The organism is Kitasatospora sp. NPDC093806 (genome assembly GCF_040683335.1).
Taxonomy (GTDB): domain Bacteria; phylum Actinomycetota; class Actinomycetes; order Streptomycetales; family Streptomycetaceae; genus Kitasatospora.
This window is the reverse complement of the sequence record NZ_JBFBDO010000044.1, coordinates 33,654-50,987: the sequence shown is the minus strand read 5'-3', so window position 1 is coordinate 50,987 and position 17,334 is coordinate 33,654. Positions and strand designations below refer to the sequence as shown.

Annotated in this window: 16 protein-coding genes; all 16 read left to right on the top strand. The window is 72.1% G+C overall.

The genetic code is table 11. The features are described from left to right. The first annotated feature begins 129 nt into the window (after positions 1-129). The 16 genes from AB0N76_RS21310 (at position 130) to AB0N76_RS21235 (ending at position 17,326) form a co-directional block, all read left to right on the top strand. Positions 130-1,086, top strand: coding sequence for a diiron oxygenase (locus AB0N76_RS21310; protein WP_363559076.1), 957 nt, complete (start codon positions 130-132; stop codon positions 1,084-1,086). 47 nt (positions 1,087-1,133) lie between these two features. Then, on the top strand, positions 1,134-2,372 hold the full coding sequence (locus AB0N76_RS21305) for an ATP-grasp domain-containing protein (protein WP_363559074.1): 1,239 nt from the start codon (positions 1,134-1,136) through the stop codon (positions 2,370-2,372). A gap of 201 nt (positions 2,373-2,573) precedes the next feature. Then, positions 2,574-3,827, top strand: coding sequence for an MFS transporter (locus tag AB0N76_RS21300; protein ID WP_363559072.1), 1,254 nt, complete (start codon positions 2,574-2,576; stop codon positions 3,825-3,827). After that, positions 3,824-4,807: a 2,3-diaminopropionate biosynthesis protein SbnA gene (sbnA, locus tag AB0N76_RS21295; RefSeq protein WP_363559070.1), complete on the top strand. Its 984-nt coding sequence runs from the start codon at positions 3,824-3,826 to the stop codon at positions 4,805-4,807. Before AB0N76_RS21300 ends, sbnA begins: the two co-directional genes overlap by 4 nt. Before the next feature lie 65 nt (positions 4,808-4,872). After that, complete coding sequence (locus AB0N76_RS21290; RefSeq protein WP_363559068.1) at positions 4,873-5,943, top strand: ornithine carbamoyltransferase; 1,071 nt, start codon at positions 4,873-4,875, stop codon at positions 5,941-5,943. Between the two features lie 60 nt (positions 5,944-6,003). After that, the gene (locus AB0N76_RS21285; protein ID WP_363559066.1) at positions 6,004-6,345 is read left to right on the top strand and encodes a hypothetical protein; all 342 of its coding nucleotides are present in this window, start codon (positions 6,004-6,006) and stop codon (positions 6,343-6,345) included. Then, on the top strand, positions 6,342-7,244 hold the full coding sequence (locus AB0N76_RS21280; protein WP_363559064.1) for a GNAT family N-acetyltransferase: 903 nt from the start codon (positions 6,342-6,344) through the stop codon (positions 7,242-7,244). Before AB0N76_RS21285 ends, AB0N76_RS21280 begins: the two co-directional genes overlap by 4 nt. Positions 7,245-7,247: 3 nt before the next feature. After that, complete coding sequence (locus tag AB0N76_RS21275) at positions 7,248-7,946, top strand: SDR family oxidoreductase (RefSeq protein ID WP_363559062.1); 699 nt, start codon at positions 7,248-7,250, stop codon at positions 7,944-7,946. After that, complete coding sequence (locus AB0N76_RS21270; RefSeq protein WP_363559060.1) at positions 7,946-9,319, top strand: fatty acid--CoA ligase family protein; 1,374 nt, start codon at positions 7,946-7,948, stop codon at positions 9,317-9,319. The genes AB0N76_RS21275 and AB0N76_RS21270 overlap by 1 nt, the downstream gene beginning before the upstream one ends. Next, positions 9,316-9,939: a hypothetical protein gene (locus AB0N76_RS21265; RefSeq protein WP_363559058.1), complete on the top strand. Its 624-nt coding sequence runs from the start codon at positions 9,316-9,318 to the stop codon at positions 9,937-9,939. The genes AB0N76_RS21270 and AB0N76_RS21265 overlap by 4 nt, the downstream gene beginning before the upstream one ends. 21 nt (positions 9,940-9,960) lie before the next feature. Continuing rightward, the gene (gene cmlS, locus AB0N76_RS21260) at positions 9,961-11,676 is read left to right on the top strand and encodes a chloramphenicol-biosynthetic FADH2-dependent halogenase CmlS (protein WP_363559056.1); all 1,716 of its coding nucleotides are present in this window, start codon (positions 9,961-9,963) and stop codon (positions 11,674-11,676) included. Positions 11,677-11,678: 2 nt separating this feature from the next. Further along, positions 11,679-12,284, top strand: coding sequence for an alpha/beta hydrolase (locus AB0N76_RS21255; RefSeq protein ID WP_363559054.1), 606 nt, complete (start codon positions 11,679-11,681; stop codon positions 12,282-12,284). A gap of 85 nt (positions 12,285-12,369) precedes the next feature. Next, positions 12,370-13,794: a GNAT family N-acetyltransferase gene (locus AB0N76_RS21250; protein ID WP_363559052.1), complete on the top strand. Its 1,425-nt coding sequence runs from the start codon at positions 12,370-12,372 to the stop codon at positions 13,792-13,794. A gap of 51 nt (positions 13,795-13,845) precedes the next feature. After that, positions 13,846-15,318: a DHA2 family efflux MFS transporter permease subunit gene (locus tag AB0N76_RS21245; protein WP_363559051.1), complete on the top strand. Its 1,473-nt coding sequence runs from the start codon at positions 13,846-13,848 to the stop codon at positions 15,316-15,318. Then, a complete protein-coding gene (locus AB0N76_RS21240) occupies positions 15,315-16,598 on the top strand; it encodes a cation:proton antiporter (RefSeq protein WP_363559050.1) in 1,284 nt (427 codons plus the stop codon). The genes AB0N76_RS21245 and AB0N76_RS21240 overlap by 4 nt, the downstream gene beginning before the upstream one ends. After that, positions 16,595-17,326: a ceramidase domain-containing protein gene (locus tag AB0N76_RS21235; RefSeq protein ID WP_363559049.1), complete on the top strand. Its 732-nt coding sequence runs from the start codon at positions 16,595-16,597 to the stop codon at positions 17,324-17,326. The genes AB0N76_RS21240 and AB0N76_RS21235 overlap by 4 nt, the downstream gene beginning before the upstream one ends. Positions 17,327-17,334 lie beyond the last annotated feature (8 nt).

Here is a 17,334-nt window from a genome sequence, read left to right as displayed (position 1 = left end):
GCGGGTCCCCCCGGGGGGCGCCCCCCCCCGCGGTCCGTCGGCCCGGGCGGGGGGGGGGGGCCCCCGCCCCCCCCCCCCCGCCGCCGTCGAACCCGCATGGCACGAACCCCGAGGAAGGGCAACAGCACCGTGTTCCGTGACAGCCAGGCGGCCATGCCGGACGTCAAGGCCTTCGACAACTGGTACGACCGCGCGTCGGTCCGTTCCACTCCCCGTCGACTGGTCGAGGTCGACGACGACATCCACAAGGCGTTCTTCCCCGAACACCTGGTGCTCCACCTCTCCCACCCGCTGATCGACCCCGAGGACCACAAGCTCCGCCGGTACCTCACCGCCCAGCACCTCTACCAGTGGCTGCAGTTCACCACCACCTTCGAGGTCGCGGTGGTCGGCCGGGCCACCCAGCTGATCGCCGACAACGGCACCGGGCTGACCCTCTCCGCCAACTCGCGGATGACCGCCTTCCAGATCCTGGTCGACGAGGCCTACCACTCGCTGTTCAGCCTGGACGTCCAGCACCAGCTCGTGGCGCGCTCCGGGATCGGCGCGCTGGAGCACGACTTCGGCCCCTTCATCGCCAACCTGGACGCCATCGGCGACGACATGCCGGACCACCGGGTGCTGGTCCAGCTGCTCCAGGTCGTGGTCTTCGAGACGCTGATCACCTCCATCCTCAACGACATCCCGGTGGACGAGAGCCTGATCGGGGTGGTCCGCACCACCGTGCGCGACCACGCCATCGACGAGGGCCGGCACCACGTCTTCTTCGCCACCTTCTTCAAGCACCTGTGGGGCCAACTGGACACCCGCACCCGCGCGTTGGTGGCCGGCTACCTGCCGAACCTGATCGTCCGCTCGCTCCAGCCGGCCACCGCCCCCGCCGCCGCGGCGCTGCTCTCGGCGGGCTTCTCGGAGCAGCGGACGAAGCAGGTGATCGCCGAGTCCTACGCGCAGGACACGGTGGTCGCGGGCATCCGGCAGTCCGCGGCGAAGACCATCCGCCTGCTGGAGGAGGTCGGCGTCCTCGACGTCCCCGGCGCCCGGGAGCAGTTCCTCACCCACGGGCTCATCCTCGAACGCCGGTGACCCCCAACCCGCCAGTACAGCACGTCGATCGAAGTGAGGAAGTCAGCATGGCCGCGGACGGAGTGCTGCTCGTGATGGGCAGCGGGCACCAGCAGTACCGGGAGTACCTGCTCGCCTCGGCGGCCGAGGTCGCCCCGGTGTGGCTGTTCGACCCGCAGCCGCCGACCTGGCAGCAGCCGTACATCCAGGGCAGCACCGTGTTCGACGTCTTCGACCCGGTCGAGGCGGTCCTGCGGGCGAAGGAACTCGCCGCCACCACCAGGATCCTGGGCGTCTACTGCTACCACGAGGGCGTGATCAGCGCGGCCGCGAGCGTCGCCGCCGCGCTGGAGCTGCCCGGCCCCACGCCGGCGGCGGTCGGCAACGTCCGCGACAAGAACGCCACCCGGGAGCTGCTGACCGCGGCCGGCTTCGTCCAGCCGCGCCGCGCCCTGGTCCGCGACCTGGCCGAGGCGACCGCCGAGGCGGAGCGGATCGGCTTCCCGCTGGTCGCCAAGCCGCGCGGACTGGGCGCCAGCCAGGGCGTGATCAAGGTCGGCTCGGCCGCGGAACTGGCCGCCGCCGTGGAGATCAGCCGCAGCGCCGTCCAGGCCGGCATGGACAACAGCGGCGGCGTGCTGCTGGAGGAGTACCTGACCGGGCCGGAGATCAGCATCGACGCGGCGGTCTTCGAAGGCGAGTACCTGCCCTACCTGGTCGCCCGCAAGGAGCTCGGCCCGGAGCCGTTCTTCGAGGAGCAGGGCCACCGGATCGACGCCGAGGACCCGTTCCTGCGGGACGCCGAGCTGCTCGCCATGGTGGCCGAGGCGCACCGGGTGCTGGGCTGGACGCACGGCATGACGCACACCGAGGTCAAGCTGACCCCGCGCGGCCCGGCGATCATCGAGGTGAACGGCCGGCTCGGCGGCGACCTGATCCCGTACGTGGGCTCGCTCGCCAACGGCCTGGACTCCGGGCGGATCTCGGCCGACGTCTCGCTCGGCGTCCGGCCGGACCTCACCCCGAGCCGCACCGGCCACACCGCCATCCGGTTCCGCTACCCGCCGGTCGACGCCCGGGTCGGGACGGTCCGGCTGCCCGCCGCCGACTCGGTCCCCGGACTGGTGGAATCCGTCACCCTGGTCGGCCCCGGGGACGAGCTGCGGCTGCCCCCGCACGGCTACGTGAACCGCTACGGGTACCTGGTCGCCCGGGGCGAAAGCGCGGAGGATTGCCGCAAGACCCTCGAACAGGCCGTCGCCGCAACCGAGTTCACCTTCGAGCGGCTCGCTTCCCCGGCTGCCTGAGCGTGCCCTCCGGGAGCTGGAAAGGAACCGACGTTGTCACAGAACCATGGTGATCTCGCCGAGCGGGACCCATCGGACGCGAGCCCGCGGGAAGGCACCGGCCCACAGGACGCCACCGGCTCGCGCGAAGGCACCGGCTCGCGCGCAGGCACCGGCTCGCGGGAAGGCACCGGGGAGGCCGCGGAGCAGCCGCAGCCGGGCATGATCCGCACCCTCCGGGAGCTGCCCAAGCCGGTGATCGTGCTGCTGATCGGCCTCGCGGTCAACCGCATGGGCAGCTTCGTCTCGATCTTCCTGGTGCTCTACCTGACCGGCCTCGGCTACTCGCCGGCGCTGGCCGGCGCGGCCCTGACCGGCTACGGCATCGGCTCGATCGCGGGCGTGTTCACCGGCGGGATCTGCGCCGACCGGTTCGGCCCGCGCCGGACCATCGTCGGTTCCATGCTCTTCTCCAGCATCGCGGTCGCCGCGGTGGCCGGGGTGCAGCAGTACGGGCTGCTGCTCGTGGTCTGCTTCCTGGCCGGCTTCATCACCCAGATCTACCGGCCGGCCGCGTCCACCATGCTGGCCGAACTCACCCCGCCCGACCGGCTGGTGATGACCACCGCGGTCAGCCGGCTGGGGATCAACCTCGGCGCGGCGGTCGGCCCGCTGCTCGGCGTCTGGCTGGCCAGTTACTCCTACCGGCTGGTGTTCCTGGTCGGCGGTGCGACCGCGCTGGTGGTGGCCGTCCTCACCGTGCTGATGCTGCCGCCGGACGCGCCCGCCCGTTCCGGCACGGCGGGGGCCCGGACGGCCGGCCCGGCCGTCGCCGAACCGCGCGGCTCGGGCTACCGGCTGCTGCTGCGCGACCACCGCTACCTGCTGGTGCTCGGCGCGATGTTCGCCACCGCGCTGGCCGAGGTCCAGTACCAGACCGTGCTGCCGCTGACCGTCCAGGACCGCGGGCTGCCGACCGGGCTGTACGGCACGGTGGTGGCCCTGAACGCGGCCCTGGTGATCGTGGTGGAGCTGCCGCTGACCCAGGTCATCCAGCGGCTGCCGATGCGGGTGTCCATCTCGGTCGGCACCCTGCTGATCGGCGGCGGCCTGGCGCTGTTCGGCGTGCACTCCGGCGTCTGGCTGTTCTACCTCGCCACGGTGGCCTGGACGCTCGGCGAGATCATCAGCTCGCCGTCCGTCAACTCCTACCCGGCGCTGGTCAGCCGGCCGGAGACCCGGGGCCGGTACATCAGCGCCCTGACCGCCTGCCAGACCACCGGCTACGCGCTCGGGCCCACCATCGGGGCGCTCGTCTACCAGCAGGGCAACGACCTGGTGTGGGTGATGTGCGGTCTGCTCGGCGCCGCGGGCTGGCTGGGCATGTGGATCGGCGTCCGGCTGCCGTCCGACGGCCGGACCAACCCTCAGAAGACCGCCTCAGCGAATTCCAGCGGATCCCGGGACCCGGAATGATATACAAACACGCTTACGAACTGGTCCACGACGACGTGTTCCTCGACCTGGGCGGCTTCATCCCCGGCGTGGACCTCATCCTGAAGATCGAGGGCCTCAACCCGGCCGGCTCGATCAAGCTCAAGACGGCGCTCGCGCTGATCGAGGACGCCGAGCGGCGCGGGGTGCTGCGCCCCGGCGGCTCGGTGATCGAGTCCTCCTCGGGCAACCTCGGGGTGGCGCTCAGCTCGGTGTGCGCGGCCCGCGGGTACGCGTTCACCTGCGTGGTCGATCCGAACACCTCCGCCCAGAACCTGGCGCTGATGAGCGCCTACGGGGCCACCGTCCACCTGGTCGACCAGCGGGACGCCAACGGCGGCTTCCTGCAGTCCCGGATCGACCACATCCAGCGCCGGCTGGCCGAGGACCCGGACCTGCTCTGGCTGAACCAGTACGCCAACCCGGCCAACCCGCGGGCGCACCACGACTGGACGGCGGCGGCCATCGCCCGGGCCGTCCCCAACCCCGACTTCCTGTTCATCGGGGCGGGCACCACCGGCACCCTGATGGGCTGCGCCGAGTTCTTCCGGGAGCACTCGCCGTCGACCCGGATCGTCGCGGTGGACGCCGAGGGGTCGATCACCTTCGGGCACCCGGCGGGCCGGCGGTACATTCCGGGCCTGGGCACCAGCCGGCGGCCGGAGGTCTTCCGGCCCGGCCTGGTGGAGGACGTGGAACTGGTCCCCGAGCGCGAGGCGGTGCGGATGTGCCGCGCGCTGGCGCGGCAGCGGGGCCTGGCGCCCGGCGGGTCCACCGGTTCGGTGCTGGCCGCCGTCGCCCGGCGCCGGGACCGGCTGCCGGCCGGCGCCAAGGTGGTCGCGATCTCCCCGGACAGCGGTGAGCGGTACCTCTCCACGGTCTACGACGACGGCTGGGTGGCGGAGAAGTTCGGCGCCCCGGCACCCGGCGACGTCGTCGAGGACCTGGCCTATTCCGGCTGACACCCGTCCGGCGCCGCTCGGAGTGCAGCCCGGGCGCGCAACCCACGAGCAACAGGAACCACAGCATGACTGACGTCATCCAGCCCGGCACCCACGCCGGCGCCCATGCCGACATCCACCCCGACATCCACGCCGACCTCGACCTCGGTGGCCGCCCCGGCCTCCGCTCCGGCGGCCACCCCGGCTTCCACACCGGTCCGGCCCCGGTCCGCGAGGCGGCCGGCGTCTTCTCGCTCGGCGCGCTCGACCGGGACGTGGTCCACGGCCTGGTGGAGCGCTCCTGCGAGCTCTACGCCGACCCCACCGCCCACCGCCGCCCGCTGGCGGGCAAGGTGGTCGGGGTGCTGTTCGCCAAGACCTCCACCCGGACCCGGACCGCGTTCACCTCCGGCGTGGTCCGGCTGGGCGGCACGCCCATCGCGTACGGCCCGAACGACCTCCAGACCAACACCGGCGAGACCCTGCTGGACACCGGCCGGATCCTCGGCTCGATGCTGGACCTGCTGGTGGCCCGGACCGCCGGACCGCTGGACGACCTGTACACGATCTCCCGGGCCGGCGGCATCCCGGTCGTCAACGCCATGGCGGCCGAGGAGCACCCGACCCAGGGCATCTGCGACCTGGCCTCGATCCGGATGATGCGCGGCTCGGTCGACGGCGCCCGGGTGCTCTACCTCGGCGAGGGCAACAACACCGCGACCGCGCTGGCCGAGGGCCTGGCCCACCACACCGGCTGCACGGCGGTCTTCGCGACCCCGCCGGGGTACGGCGTGCCGGCCGGGGTGCTGGCGGCCGCCGCCGAACGCGGCCGGGCGCTCGGCACCGAGATCACCGAGGTGCAGGACGTCGCCGAGCTGCCCGCCGAGACCGACTTCGTCTACACCACGCGGTGGCAGACCACCGGCACGGTGAAGAACGACGACCTGTGGCGGGAGACCTTCCGCCCGTTCTACGTCGACGACGCCCTGATGAGCCGCTGGCCGGCGGCCTGGTTCATGCACGACCTGCCCGCCAACCGCGGCGAGGAGGTCTCGGCCCGCACCCTGGACGGGCCGCGGTCGATCGCCTGGTCCCAGGCGCGGATGAAGCTGGCCAGCGCGATGGCCGTCCTCGAATGGGTGGCCGGTCAGCGCTGACCGGTCCCACCCTCGCACCCCCCACAACAGCGATCCATCGGCAAGGAGAACGGCCCAGTCATGCGCGAACGCCTTGTTCAACTGATCACCGCCGTGGTCATCGAGATCAGCGAGCGACGGGACGAGAAGATCCCGACCGACGACCTCCTCAACGTCAGCCTGTACGGCGACACCGGGGTGTTCGACTCGATGCACCTGGTCAACTTCCTCTCCCTGGTGGAGGAGGCGATCGAGGACGAGTTCGACGTCGAGATCTCGCTGACCTCGGAGAAGGCGGTCTCCCGCCGGGTGAGCCCGTTCAGCCGGGTCGACAAGCTGATCGAGTTCATCGAAGAGGAGATGCAGCTCGCGGGCGCCGAGGCCGGGGCCGAGACCGGAGCCGCGGCCGGGGCGACGGCATGACCGTCACGGTCAGACGGGCCGTCGAGGACGACCTGCGCAAGGTCTACCTCCTGCTGCGGGACTCCACCCTCAACTCGGCCTGGATCCCGTTCGAGTGGCGGCGCCGGATGTTCCAGCCGGTCTGGGGCGGCCAGGAGGGCTACTACGGCTACGTGATGGAGGACGGCGACGAGGTCGTCGGCTTCCTCGGCACGCTGTTCACCGAGCGCGAGGTGGCCGGCAAGCCGCACAAGTTCTGCGAGATCCACAGCTGGTACGTCAAGGAGGACTACCGGAACGAGAGTATGAAGCTCTTCCTCCCGGTGATGTCCGTCCGCAAGGCGACGCTGCTCAACTACACGCCCACGCAGACCGTCTACGACATCAGCAAGAAGTTCGGCTGGGAGGACCTGGAGACGAAGGTCCGCCAGTTCCTGCCGGTGCCGACGGCGCGCGGCCTGGGCCGGGGCCTGCGGGTGGAGACCCGCAAGCACGTGATCGCCCAGCACCTGGACGAGGCCGACCGGAAGGTCTTCCTCGACCACGAGGACCTGCGGTGCCGGCACTTCCTGATCACCCGCAAGGGCAGCACCGACTACCTGTACGTGGTGGTCAAGAAGCTGCGGCTGGGCCGGTTCGTGCCGTTCGGCCGGATCCTGTACGCGAGCGACCCGGCGAAGCTGCTCGCCGCGATCGACCACCTGCGGCTGGCCTGGTGCCTGCGGCTCGGCCTGGCCTTCGTGGTCATGGACGACGGCGCGCTGCAGGGCGCGATCCGGGCGGCGGGGCGCGAGCCCTCGTTCACCCGGGTGGTCACCCGCGAGGTGCCGTCGCTGTTCAAGTCGAAGGACCTGGACCCGGACGACCTGCGGTCGGCGCTCTACACCCTGCCCCTGCTCATCGGCTACCGGCTGCACTGACCGATGATCATCCTTGTCACCGGCGCCCGGACCGGAGTCGGCCGGGCGCTCGCCGAGCACTTCCTCGACCAGGGCCACCAGGTCGTGGGGTGCAGCCGAAGACCCTCGTCGCTCGACCACCCCGCCTACCGGCACCACGAGGTGGACATCACCGACGGCAAGGCGCTGCGGTCGATGTTCCGGGAGGTCCGCCGGGAGTTCGGCCACCTCGACGCCCTGGTCAACAACGCCGGCACGTCGACCATGAACCACTTCATGATGACGCCGGAGAAGGTCGCCCGGGACGTCTTCGACCTCAACTTCTTCGCCGTCCTGAACTGCTGCCGGGAGGCCACCAAGCTGCTGCAGAAGTCGCCCGGCCCCACCTCGGCGATCCTCAACGTCTCGACCGTCGCGGTGCCGTGGGCACTGGACGGCCAGCTGGTCTACTCGGCCAGCAAGAGCGCCGTCGAGCAGCTGACCCGGGTGATGAGCAAGGAGCTGGCCGACTTCCGGATCAGGGTCAACGGCATCGGGCTGCCCCCGGTGTCCACGGTCCTGACCCGCACCCTGCCCGCGGGGTTGGTGGACACCCTGGTCGCGCGGCAGGCGATCAAGCGCATGTGCACGATGCCGGACGTCCTCGGCCCCGTCGACTTCCTGATCTCTCAGCAGGCGGGGTTCGTCACCGGCGAGACGCTCTTCCTGGGGGGAGTCACCTGATGCGAGACCAACTCATCGGAAAACTGGAACGGTTGGGCGACCGCACGGCCGTCGTCGACGACGCCGGGAGCCGCAGCTACGGCGAGCTGCTCGGCGCCGTCCGGCGGGCCGGGGAGCGGCTGCGGGAGCACGGGGTGCGGCCGCACGACGCCGTGGTGCTGCACGCGGACTTCTCGTTCGGGTCGATCGCCGCGCTGCTCGCGCTGTACCTCAACCGGAACGTCGTCATCCCGGTGGTCACCTTCACCGAGGGGACGCGCGCCACGATCACCGAGTCCTGCCGGCCGCGCCACCTGCTCACGGTCGCGGCGGACGGGGCGGACGTCACCGTCGAGGCGATGTCCGCGCCGGAGTCGGCACAGGAACCCGGCTACGGTCCGCTGGTCGAGGCCGGGGCGGCCGGGCTGGTGCTGCTGAGCAGCGGCTCCACCGGTGCGCCCAAGGCGATCCTGCACAACCTCGACGCCCTGGTCGAGGAGAAGGTCGGCCCGGGCACCCGGGTCGGGGCCAAGGCGCCGCACATCCTGATGTTCCTGCTGTTCGACCACATCGGCGGCATCAACTCGCTGCTCGGCGTGTTCAAGGTGGGCGGCACGGCCGTCGTGCCGGGCCGCCGCACGCCGGACGAGATCTGCGCGCTGGTCGAGCGGCACGGCATCCGGCTGCTGCCGACCAGCCCGACCTTCCTCAACCTGCTGCTGATCGGCGACTACCACCGCAAGTACGACCTCGGCAGTCTGCGGCTGATCAGCTACGGCACCGAGCCGATGCCCGAGGAACTGCTGCGGCGGGTCCACGAGGCGTTCCCCCGGGCGCGGCTGCTGCAGACCTTCGGGACCAGTGAGACCGGCATCTCGACCACCACCAGCGAGTCGTCCAGCAGCACCTACTTCAAGATCTCGGACGAGAACGTGCAGTACCGGATCGTCGAGGGCGAGCTTCAACTCAAGACCCGGACCCAGTTCATGGGGTACCTCAACTACCCCAGCGACTCGCTCACCGCCGACGGCTGGTTCCGCACCGGCGACCTCGTCGAGCAGAACGCGGACGGCTTCCTCAAGGTCAAGGGCCGCGCCAAGGAGGTCATCAACGTCGGCGGCGAGAAAGTGTTGCCGCTGGAGCTGGAGTCGATCCTGCTCGGCAGCCCGCTGATCGACGACTGCATCGTCTACGGGCGGCCCAACTCGATCACCGGCCAGTCGGTCTGCGTGGACGTCAAGCCGAGCGGCCCGCTGACCCGCGCCGAGGCGCGCCGGCACGTCCGCGAGTTCCTCGACGGCAAGGTCGAGCCGTTCAAGCTGCCGGCCAAGGTCAACGTGGTCGAGGAACTCGCCGTCTCCGAACGGTTCAAGAAGCGGAGGATCCAGCCGTGAAGGATCTGGTCGTGATCGGCGCGGGCAGGTTCGCGCTGGAGGTCACCCGGTACGTCGAGGACACCGCGGCCCACCGCGTCGTCCGGTACGTCGCCGTGGCCGGGGAGGCGGTCGCCGCTCCCGCCGAACTGTGCGTCACGGAGCATGACTTCGCTCCGGAGCCCGGCACCCCGGTGGTGCTCGCGGTGTCGGACGTCGCCCGCCGGCGCGAGCTGATCGACGGTCTCATCGGCCGGCACCGCCTGCTGGCCGAGAACATCGTGCACCCGTCCTCCCGGGTCGACGCCGGCGCGCTGCGCGGCACCGGCAACGTCATCGGCCCGGACAACTACCTCGGCGTGAACGCCACCCTCGGCGACTTCAACGTCCTGAACTACCGCAGCACCGTGGGGCACCACTCGCGGATCGGCTCGAACAACTTCATCGCGCCGAACTTCCACTGCGGCAACAGCATCGAGGTCGGCGACGACAACCTCTTCGGGCTCAGCTGCACCGTCGCCCCCGGGCTGGTGATCGGCAGCGACTGCCGGTTCCAGGCCGGGCTCAGCCTGTTCGAGAACGCGAGCAGCGGGTTCTCCTACATCGCGCCGAGCCGCATCAAGTCCGTCAAGCCCTTCTGAGTCCTTCCGAGGAGACGAGCAGTGAAGCGTTCCAAGGTTTCCATCATCGGCGCGGGCCCGGCCGGCTGCGTCGCCGCCCTGACCCTGCACAAGCTCGGCCACGAGGTCGAGGTCTTCGAGCGTGACCACTTCCCCCGCTACCGCATCGGCGAATCGTTTCTTCCCGGCACGCTGTCGATCCTCAACCGGCTCGGCCTCCAGGAGAAGATCGACGCGGCCGGGTTCGTGAAGAAGCCCTCGGCCACCTTCCTCTGGGGCCAGGACCAGGCCCCGTGGACCTTCTCCTTCAGCACCCCCCGGACCTCCCCCTGGGTCTTCGACCACGCCATCCAGGTCAAGCGCGAGGAGTTCGACCAGCTGCTGGTGGACGAGGTCCGCGAGCGCGGTATCGCCCTGCACGAGGGCACCCCCGTCTCCAAGGTGGACATCTCCGCCACCGACACGGTCACCCTCACCGTCCAGCAGGACGGCGCGGCGCGCACCGTGACCAGCGACTTCGTGATCGACGCCGGCGGCGCGAGCAGCCCGCTGGCCCGTCAGCTCAAGACCCGCCGGTACGACGAGTTCTACAAGAACTTCGCCGTCTGGTCCTACTTCAAGCGCCCCGACCCCTTCGAGGGCGACCTCAAGGGCACCACCTACTCGATCACCTTCGAGGACGGCTGGGTGTGGATGATCCCGCTCAAGGACGACCTCTACAGCGTCGGCCTGGTCGTCGACCGCTCGAAGGCCGCCGAGGTCAAGGAGCTCGGCCCGGAGCGGTTCTACCGCGAGACCCTCGCCAAGGCGAAGCGGGCCACCGCGATCCTGGACGGCGCCGAGATGGTCGACGAGGTCCGGATCGTCCACGACTGGTCCTACGAGTCCGAGCTCTTCTCCCGCGACCGCTTCTTCCTCTGCGGCGACGCGGCCTGCTTCACCGACCCGCTGTTCTCCCAGGGCGTCCACCTCGCCACCCAGTCCGCCGTCTCGGCGGCCGCCGCGATCGACCGGATCACGGCGCACGAGGACGAGTCCGAGGCCGTCCACCAGTGGTACAACCGCACCTACCGGGAGACCTACGAGCAGTACCACGAGTTCCTCGCCTCCTTCTACACCTTCGCCTCCTTCACCGAGCCCGAGTCCGAGTTCTGGGTGAAGCGCCGGATCAGCGAGACCGACGACGAGCGGCTCAGCCGCAAGACCTGGTTCGACCGGCTGGTCCAGACCGACCGGAACAGCGACGACTGGTCGATCGCCGACTTCCGCGACCGCGCCTCCACGATGATCGGCATCGGCCGCCACCGCCGCCCCGAGCTGAGCGACGAGTTCACCGACGACGAGCTCAACATCGCCCGCGTCCAGTGGATCGGCAAGCTCACCAAGGACCTCAACAGCATCAAGCGGCTCCAGTGGAACGGCACCGAGGTGCAGCTGAAGCCGCACTACAAGGTCGAGCCGCACGGCTTCCGGCTGGAGCCGAAGCAGGTGCTCGCCAACGAGGACGGCCTCGACATGACCAAGTGGCCGCTGGAGGAGGAGCACCGGGAGATCTTCGCCGGCCTGCTGAAGGAGGACGTCGGCTACAAGGAGGTCGTCCGGCAGCTGAGCGACACCGGCCGCCAGGAGCTCAGCTCGCAGATCGTCATCCGGCTGATGGAGGCCGGGCTGCTGACCGGCTTCAACAAGCACGGCGAGCGCGTGGTCATCCAGGACCGGCTGCGCTTCGACGGCGTCGGCGTCGAGTACGAGGTCTGATCATGACCGAGCAGCCGACACTGGTGTTCCTGGCGGGGATCGGCAACTCCGGCCCCGAGCACTGGCAGCGCCGCTGGTACGAGCGCGAGGCGCGGCGCAGCGTGTGGGTGGAGCACGACTCCTGGGACGGCCCGGTCCGGGACGCCTGGGTGGACGACCTCGCCGACACCCTCGCCTCCGTCCCGGGGCCGAAGGTCCTCGTCGCGCACAGCCTGGGCTGCACGCTGCTCGCCGAGTGGGCGCACGCGCTCGGCGACGCGGCGGGCGGCGTGGCGGGCGGCCTGGCCGGGGAGGTGGCCGGGGCGTTCCTGGTCGCCGTCCCGGACGTCGCCGGGGAGTCCTTCCCGGCCGAGGCCGAGGGCTTCGACGGCGCCGCGTACCGGCGGCGGCTGCCCTTCCCGGCGACCGTGGTCGCCAGCGAGGACGACCCGTACGGCTCGCTGGAGCACGCCACGGCGACGGCGGAGCGGCTGGGCGCGCGGCTGGTGAACGTCGGGCGCAGCGGGCACATCAACGCCTCCTCCGGCCTGGGCGACTGGGACGAGGGCTGGGCCCTCCTGCACGACGGGCTCGGCGACGGCCCGGGCAACGGGCTCGCGGCGGGGTGAGCGCGCCGACAGCCGTTTGACGCCTGGTGGGGCCGGCCCGGCGGCCCCACCAGGCCCGGAGGGGAACTCACGAGGGGGAGCCACGATGGAACTCGTTCCTGCCGAACCGCTCGGCAGCAGGTACCGCGACACCGGCATCGACGCCGACACCACGTTCCGCTACTGGAAGTCCGAGCTGCACCGGCCGCAGGTGCTGGTCTGGACGGGCCGGCGGCGGGTGGCGACCGTGCTCGACGAGCGCCGGCCGGACGGCTCGCTCGTGCTCTCCGGCGCCGCCACCGCCGACGGGCCGGGCGGCGGCCTGGCCGACCTCCGTCCGGACGGCCGGCTCGCGCTGGCCTTCCGGGCCGACGCCGGGCGGCTGCGCCGGGGCCGGCTGGTCCCGCTGTTCAGCACGGACTACCGGATCGACCACCGGCGCGGGCGGATCGAGGTGCGGTTCCCGCTCGCCCGCGGCGAGGAGCGCACGCACCCGCTGCCGGAGCCGGTCGCGGCGCGCCTCGACTGCGGCGTGCTGTTCGGCCGCCCGCAGCGCATCGCGGTCACCCGGCTCTCCCCGTACGGGGGCGAGTTCAGCACCGAGGACCCGGGCCGCTGCCTGGCCCCCGGGATGACCGTCACGATCGACTCGTGGCTGCCGTGGCTGGGCCGCTGGCGGCTCACCGCCCAGCTGACCGCCTGCCGGGAGGACGCGACCGGGGTGCGGTTCGCCTTCCGCACCGTCGACCGGCGGTCGGTGCGCGCCGGTGCGGTGGTCCTCGCCGGGACCGTCCCGGGCTTCGGCTTCGACGCCCTGCGGTCGGCCGGCGTCCGGCCCGCCCGGATGACCCGGTACCTGTCGGTCCGGACGGTCGCGGACGAGGCCGGCTACCGCCGGGCGCTGGACGTCCGGCTGGCCGGCAACCGGCACTTCGGCCGCCTCGCCGGGGTCGACGACAGCCGGGAGGTGGCCGACCGGCTCGACCCGCACTCGGTCAACTTCGTCTGCCTGCTGGGCGACAAGGCGGTGGGCGCGGGCCGGGTCGTGGTGAACGGCGGCGACCGCTCGCTGAGCGAGATCGAGGCCGGGACGGCGGGCCTGCCGGTGCACATCTGGCGCGGCGGGTTCGTCGAGGTCTCCCGGCTGGCGGTCGACCCGGAGCACCGGGGCGCGGGGGTGGTCGTCGCACTGTTCCGCGAGATCGCCCGGCTCGCCTTCAACCTCGACTGCCGCTACCTGGTGCTGGACGCCATCGACAAGCTGGTGCCGGTCTACCGGCGGCTCGGCGGGGAGCGGCTGCCGCTCGCCAAGGCCCACCAGTACAGCGGCGAGACGGTGCACGTGATGGCGATCGACATCGGCGCCCAGCTCGGCCGGCTGGACCGGCGCTGGCCGCAGTGGCAGTACGTGTTCGGCCCCGTCCTCGACCACCACCTGCGCACCTCGCCGCCGGAGGCGCTGACGGGCCGGGTCCGCGGGCTCGGCGTCGTCCCCTTCTGGCTCAAGCGGATCGTCGGCCGCGCGCTCTGACGCACCCGCCGTCCTCCCCTTCTCCCTCATTCTCTCTAAGGACCCCGTCCCGTGGCCGCTCAACCCCGTCCGTGGCCGGCGCTGGTGGCGCTGATCGTCGGCTCCTTCATGGTCGTGCTCGACATGACCGTCATCGCCGTCGCCAACCCGGCGATCATGGCGAGCCTGCACGCCGACGTCACCTCCCTGGTCTGGGCGACCAGTTCCTACCTGCTGACCTTCGCCGCGCTGCTGCTGCCCGCCGGCCGGCTCGGCGACCGGTTCGGCCCCCGGCGGGTCTACCTGGCCGGGCTGCTGGTCTTCGGCGCCGCCTCGCTGGGGTGCGGGCTGGCCCCCACCGTCGGGGCGCTGATCGCCGCCCGCGCCGTGCAGGGCGTCGGCGCCGCCCTGGTGGCCCCGCAGGCGATGGCCGTGATCACCCGGCTGTTCCCGCCGGAGCGGCGCAGCGCCGCGATGAGCGCGTGGGGCGCGGTCGCCGGGCTCGCCAACCTGGTCGGGCCGCTGCTCGGCGGGGTGCTGGTGGACCGGGCCGGCTGGGAGTGGATCTTCTACCTCAACCTGCCGGTCGGGCTGGCCGGGTTCCTGCTGGCGCTCCGCTACGTCCCCGAACTGCCCACCCGCGCCCGCGGGTTCGACGTCCCCGGGATGCTGCTGAGCAGCGTCGGCATGCTGCTGCTGGTGGTCGGCCTCCAGGAGGGCGGCGGCCGCGGCTGGAACGGCTGGACGCTGGGCTCGCTCGCCGCCGGGCTCGCGGTGCTGGCGCTGTTCGCCGCCCACCAGGCGCGCCGCGACCGGCCCGGCTCGACGGCCGACCCGCTGCTGCCGCTGGGCATCCTGCGCGGCCGGACCTTCACCGCGGCCGCCGTGGCGGTCGCCCTCGCCGCGGCGGCGGTCACCGCCCTGCTGGTGCCGCTGTACCTGCAACTGGAGGCGGTGCGCGGCCTGTCGGGCGCCGGGGCCGGGCTGGTGCTGGCGCCGATGGCGCTGCTGGCCATCCTGTTCGTCCCGGTGGTCGGCCTGATCGGCGACCGGCTGCACCCGCGGGTGGTCCCGCTGGTCGGCCTGGTGCTGTTCGCCGGCACGCTCGCCGGGTTCTCGGTGTTCCTGACGCCCGACACGCCGATCGGCCTGCTGCTGGCGGGCGCCGCCCTGGCCGGGATCGCCAATGCCTGCATCTGGCCCTCGCTGGCGGTGGCCGCCACCCTCGACCTGCCGCCGGACCGGGCCGGCGCGGGCGCGGGGGTCTACAACGCGCTGCGGCAGGTCGGTTCCGTGCTCGGCAGCGCCGCCATCGGCACCCTGCTGGCGTCCCGGCTGACCGCGCACCACCTGCCGGCCGCCGACGCCGCGACGAGCGTTCCCGCGGCGGAGCTGCCGGCGCTGAGCGACGCCCTCACCGAGTCGCTCCACCTGCCCGTCGGGTTCCTGCTGCTCGGCGCCGTCGCCGCCGCCCTGATCGTCCGACCCGCGCCTGCCCCGGTTCCGTCCCCGTCGCCCTCCTCCTCCCCGGTGGTGACCCGATGACCAGTCAGACCACCGTCCACTTCCTCTTCAGCGTGGCCGTGCTGCTCGGCGTGGCCAAGCTGCTGGGCGCGCTCGCCCGGCGGGTGCGCCAGCCGGCCGTGGTCGGCGAGATCGTCGCGGGCGTCCTCTGCGGCCCGCTGGTGCTCCCGGACGCCGTCCGCGAGGTGCTGCTGCCCAAGGACGTCGCTCCACTGCTGTCGGCCCTGGCCTCGGTGGGCCTGGCCCTGTTCATGTTCATCGTGGGCTACGAGCTGGACCACACCCTGCTGCGCGGCCGCACCCGCACCGCCCTCGGCGTCGCGGGCGGCTCGGTCCTGGTGCCGCTGCTGGCCGGCTGCGGCACCGCGCTGCTGCTCGCCGACCGGTACGCCCCGGGCTCCACCACCGGCTTCGTGCTCTTCCTGGGCATCGCGATGTCCGTCACCGCCTTCCCGGTGCTGGCCCGGGTGCTCGCCGACCGGGGCCTGAACAGCACCCCGATCGGCGGCGTCGCGCTCGCCGCGGCCGCGCTCGGCGACCTGGTGGCCTGGGTCGCGCTGGCGGGCGTGGCGGCGTTCTGCGGCACGGCCGAACAGTGGCGGGTGAGCCTGCTCCCGGTGTACGCGCTGTTCCTGCTGCTCGTCGTCCGCCCCGCGCTGCGGCGCCTGCTGCGCCCGCACGGCAGCGGCGCGACCCCGCCCGCGGCGCTCTTCCCGCTGCTCACCGCCGGACTGCTGCTCTCCTGCGCCGCCACCGAGTGGCTCGGCGTCCACTACATCTTCGGGGCCTTCGCGTTCGGCGCGATCATGCCCCGGGCCGGCCTCGACGGCCTGCGCGAGCACCTGATCCGGGCCGCCGGCCAGCCCAGCGCGCTGCTGCTGCCGCTGTACTTCGTGGTGGCCGGCTCCAAGATGCGGCTGGACGGCTTCGGCGGCACCGCCGTGCTGACGCTCCTCGCGCTGCTCGCGGTCGCCGTCCTCGGCAAGGCCGTCGGCGTGTACGGCGGAGCGCGCCTGGGCGGGCTGCCGCGCGCGGACGCGCTGCCGGTCGCGGTGCTGATGAACGTCCGGGGGCTCACCGAGATCGTCATCCTCTCGGTCGGCCTGGAACTCCATCTGATCGACGGCACCGTCTACTCGATGATGGTGATCATGGCCCTGGTGACCACGGCCATGGCCGGCCCCCTGCTGGACGCCCTCCCGTCCCCCGCCGCCGCCCCGGTCTCCCCGGCTTCCCCCGCCTCCCCCGTCGCCCCCGTCGCCCCTGTAGTCGCCCCCCACCCCACGAAAAGCGGACGATGAACCTGTTCCAGCACGTCGACCTCTACTGCGAACGCGCCTCCGCCGCCTTCTGGGCCGAGCCCGTCAACGCGTTCAGCAACCTCTCCTTCGCCGTCGCCGCCTGGGCGATCTGGCGGATGCTCGCCCCCGAACGCCGCGACCCCGGCCGCCGGATCCCCCTCGGTGTCTCCTTCACCGTCCCGCTGATGCTGGCCATCTGCCTGGGCAGCTTCGCCTTCCACACCATCGGCACCATCTGGGCCCAGGTCCTCGACGTCGCCCCGATCGCGTTCTTCGTCTTCTGGTACCTGGCGGTCTTCCTGCAGTGGTTCTTCGGCCTGAGCCGGGCCCGCTGCCTGCTCGCCGTCGCCGGCTTCATCGCCTTCCTGGCCGCCTTCATCGCCCTCGCCGGCCCCTACATCCCCAACCGCTCCGGCACCTACGTCCCCGTCTTCCTCCTCCTGGTCGGCCTGACGGCGGTCCTGTTCCGTTCCCCCGACCCCACGCTCCGCGTCCACGCGCCCACCTTCGCCTGGGCCACCGCCGCCTTCACCGTCGCCCTCGTCGCCCGCACCGCCGACGAGTCCGTCTGCGGCTCCTTCCCCCTCGGCACCCACTTCCTCTGGCACTCCTTCGACGGCCTCCTCGTCTACCTCGCCTCCCGCGCCCTCGTCCTCCGCTGGCGCACGCAGACGGGGTCGACCGCGACCGAAGCCCCGGCCGACTCCGTCCTCGCCTCCGGCCGCTGACTCCTACC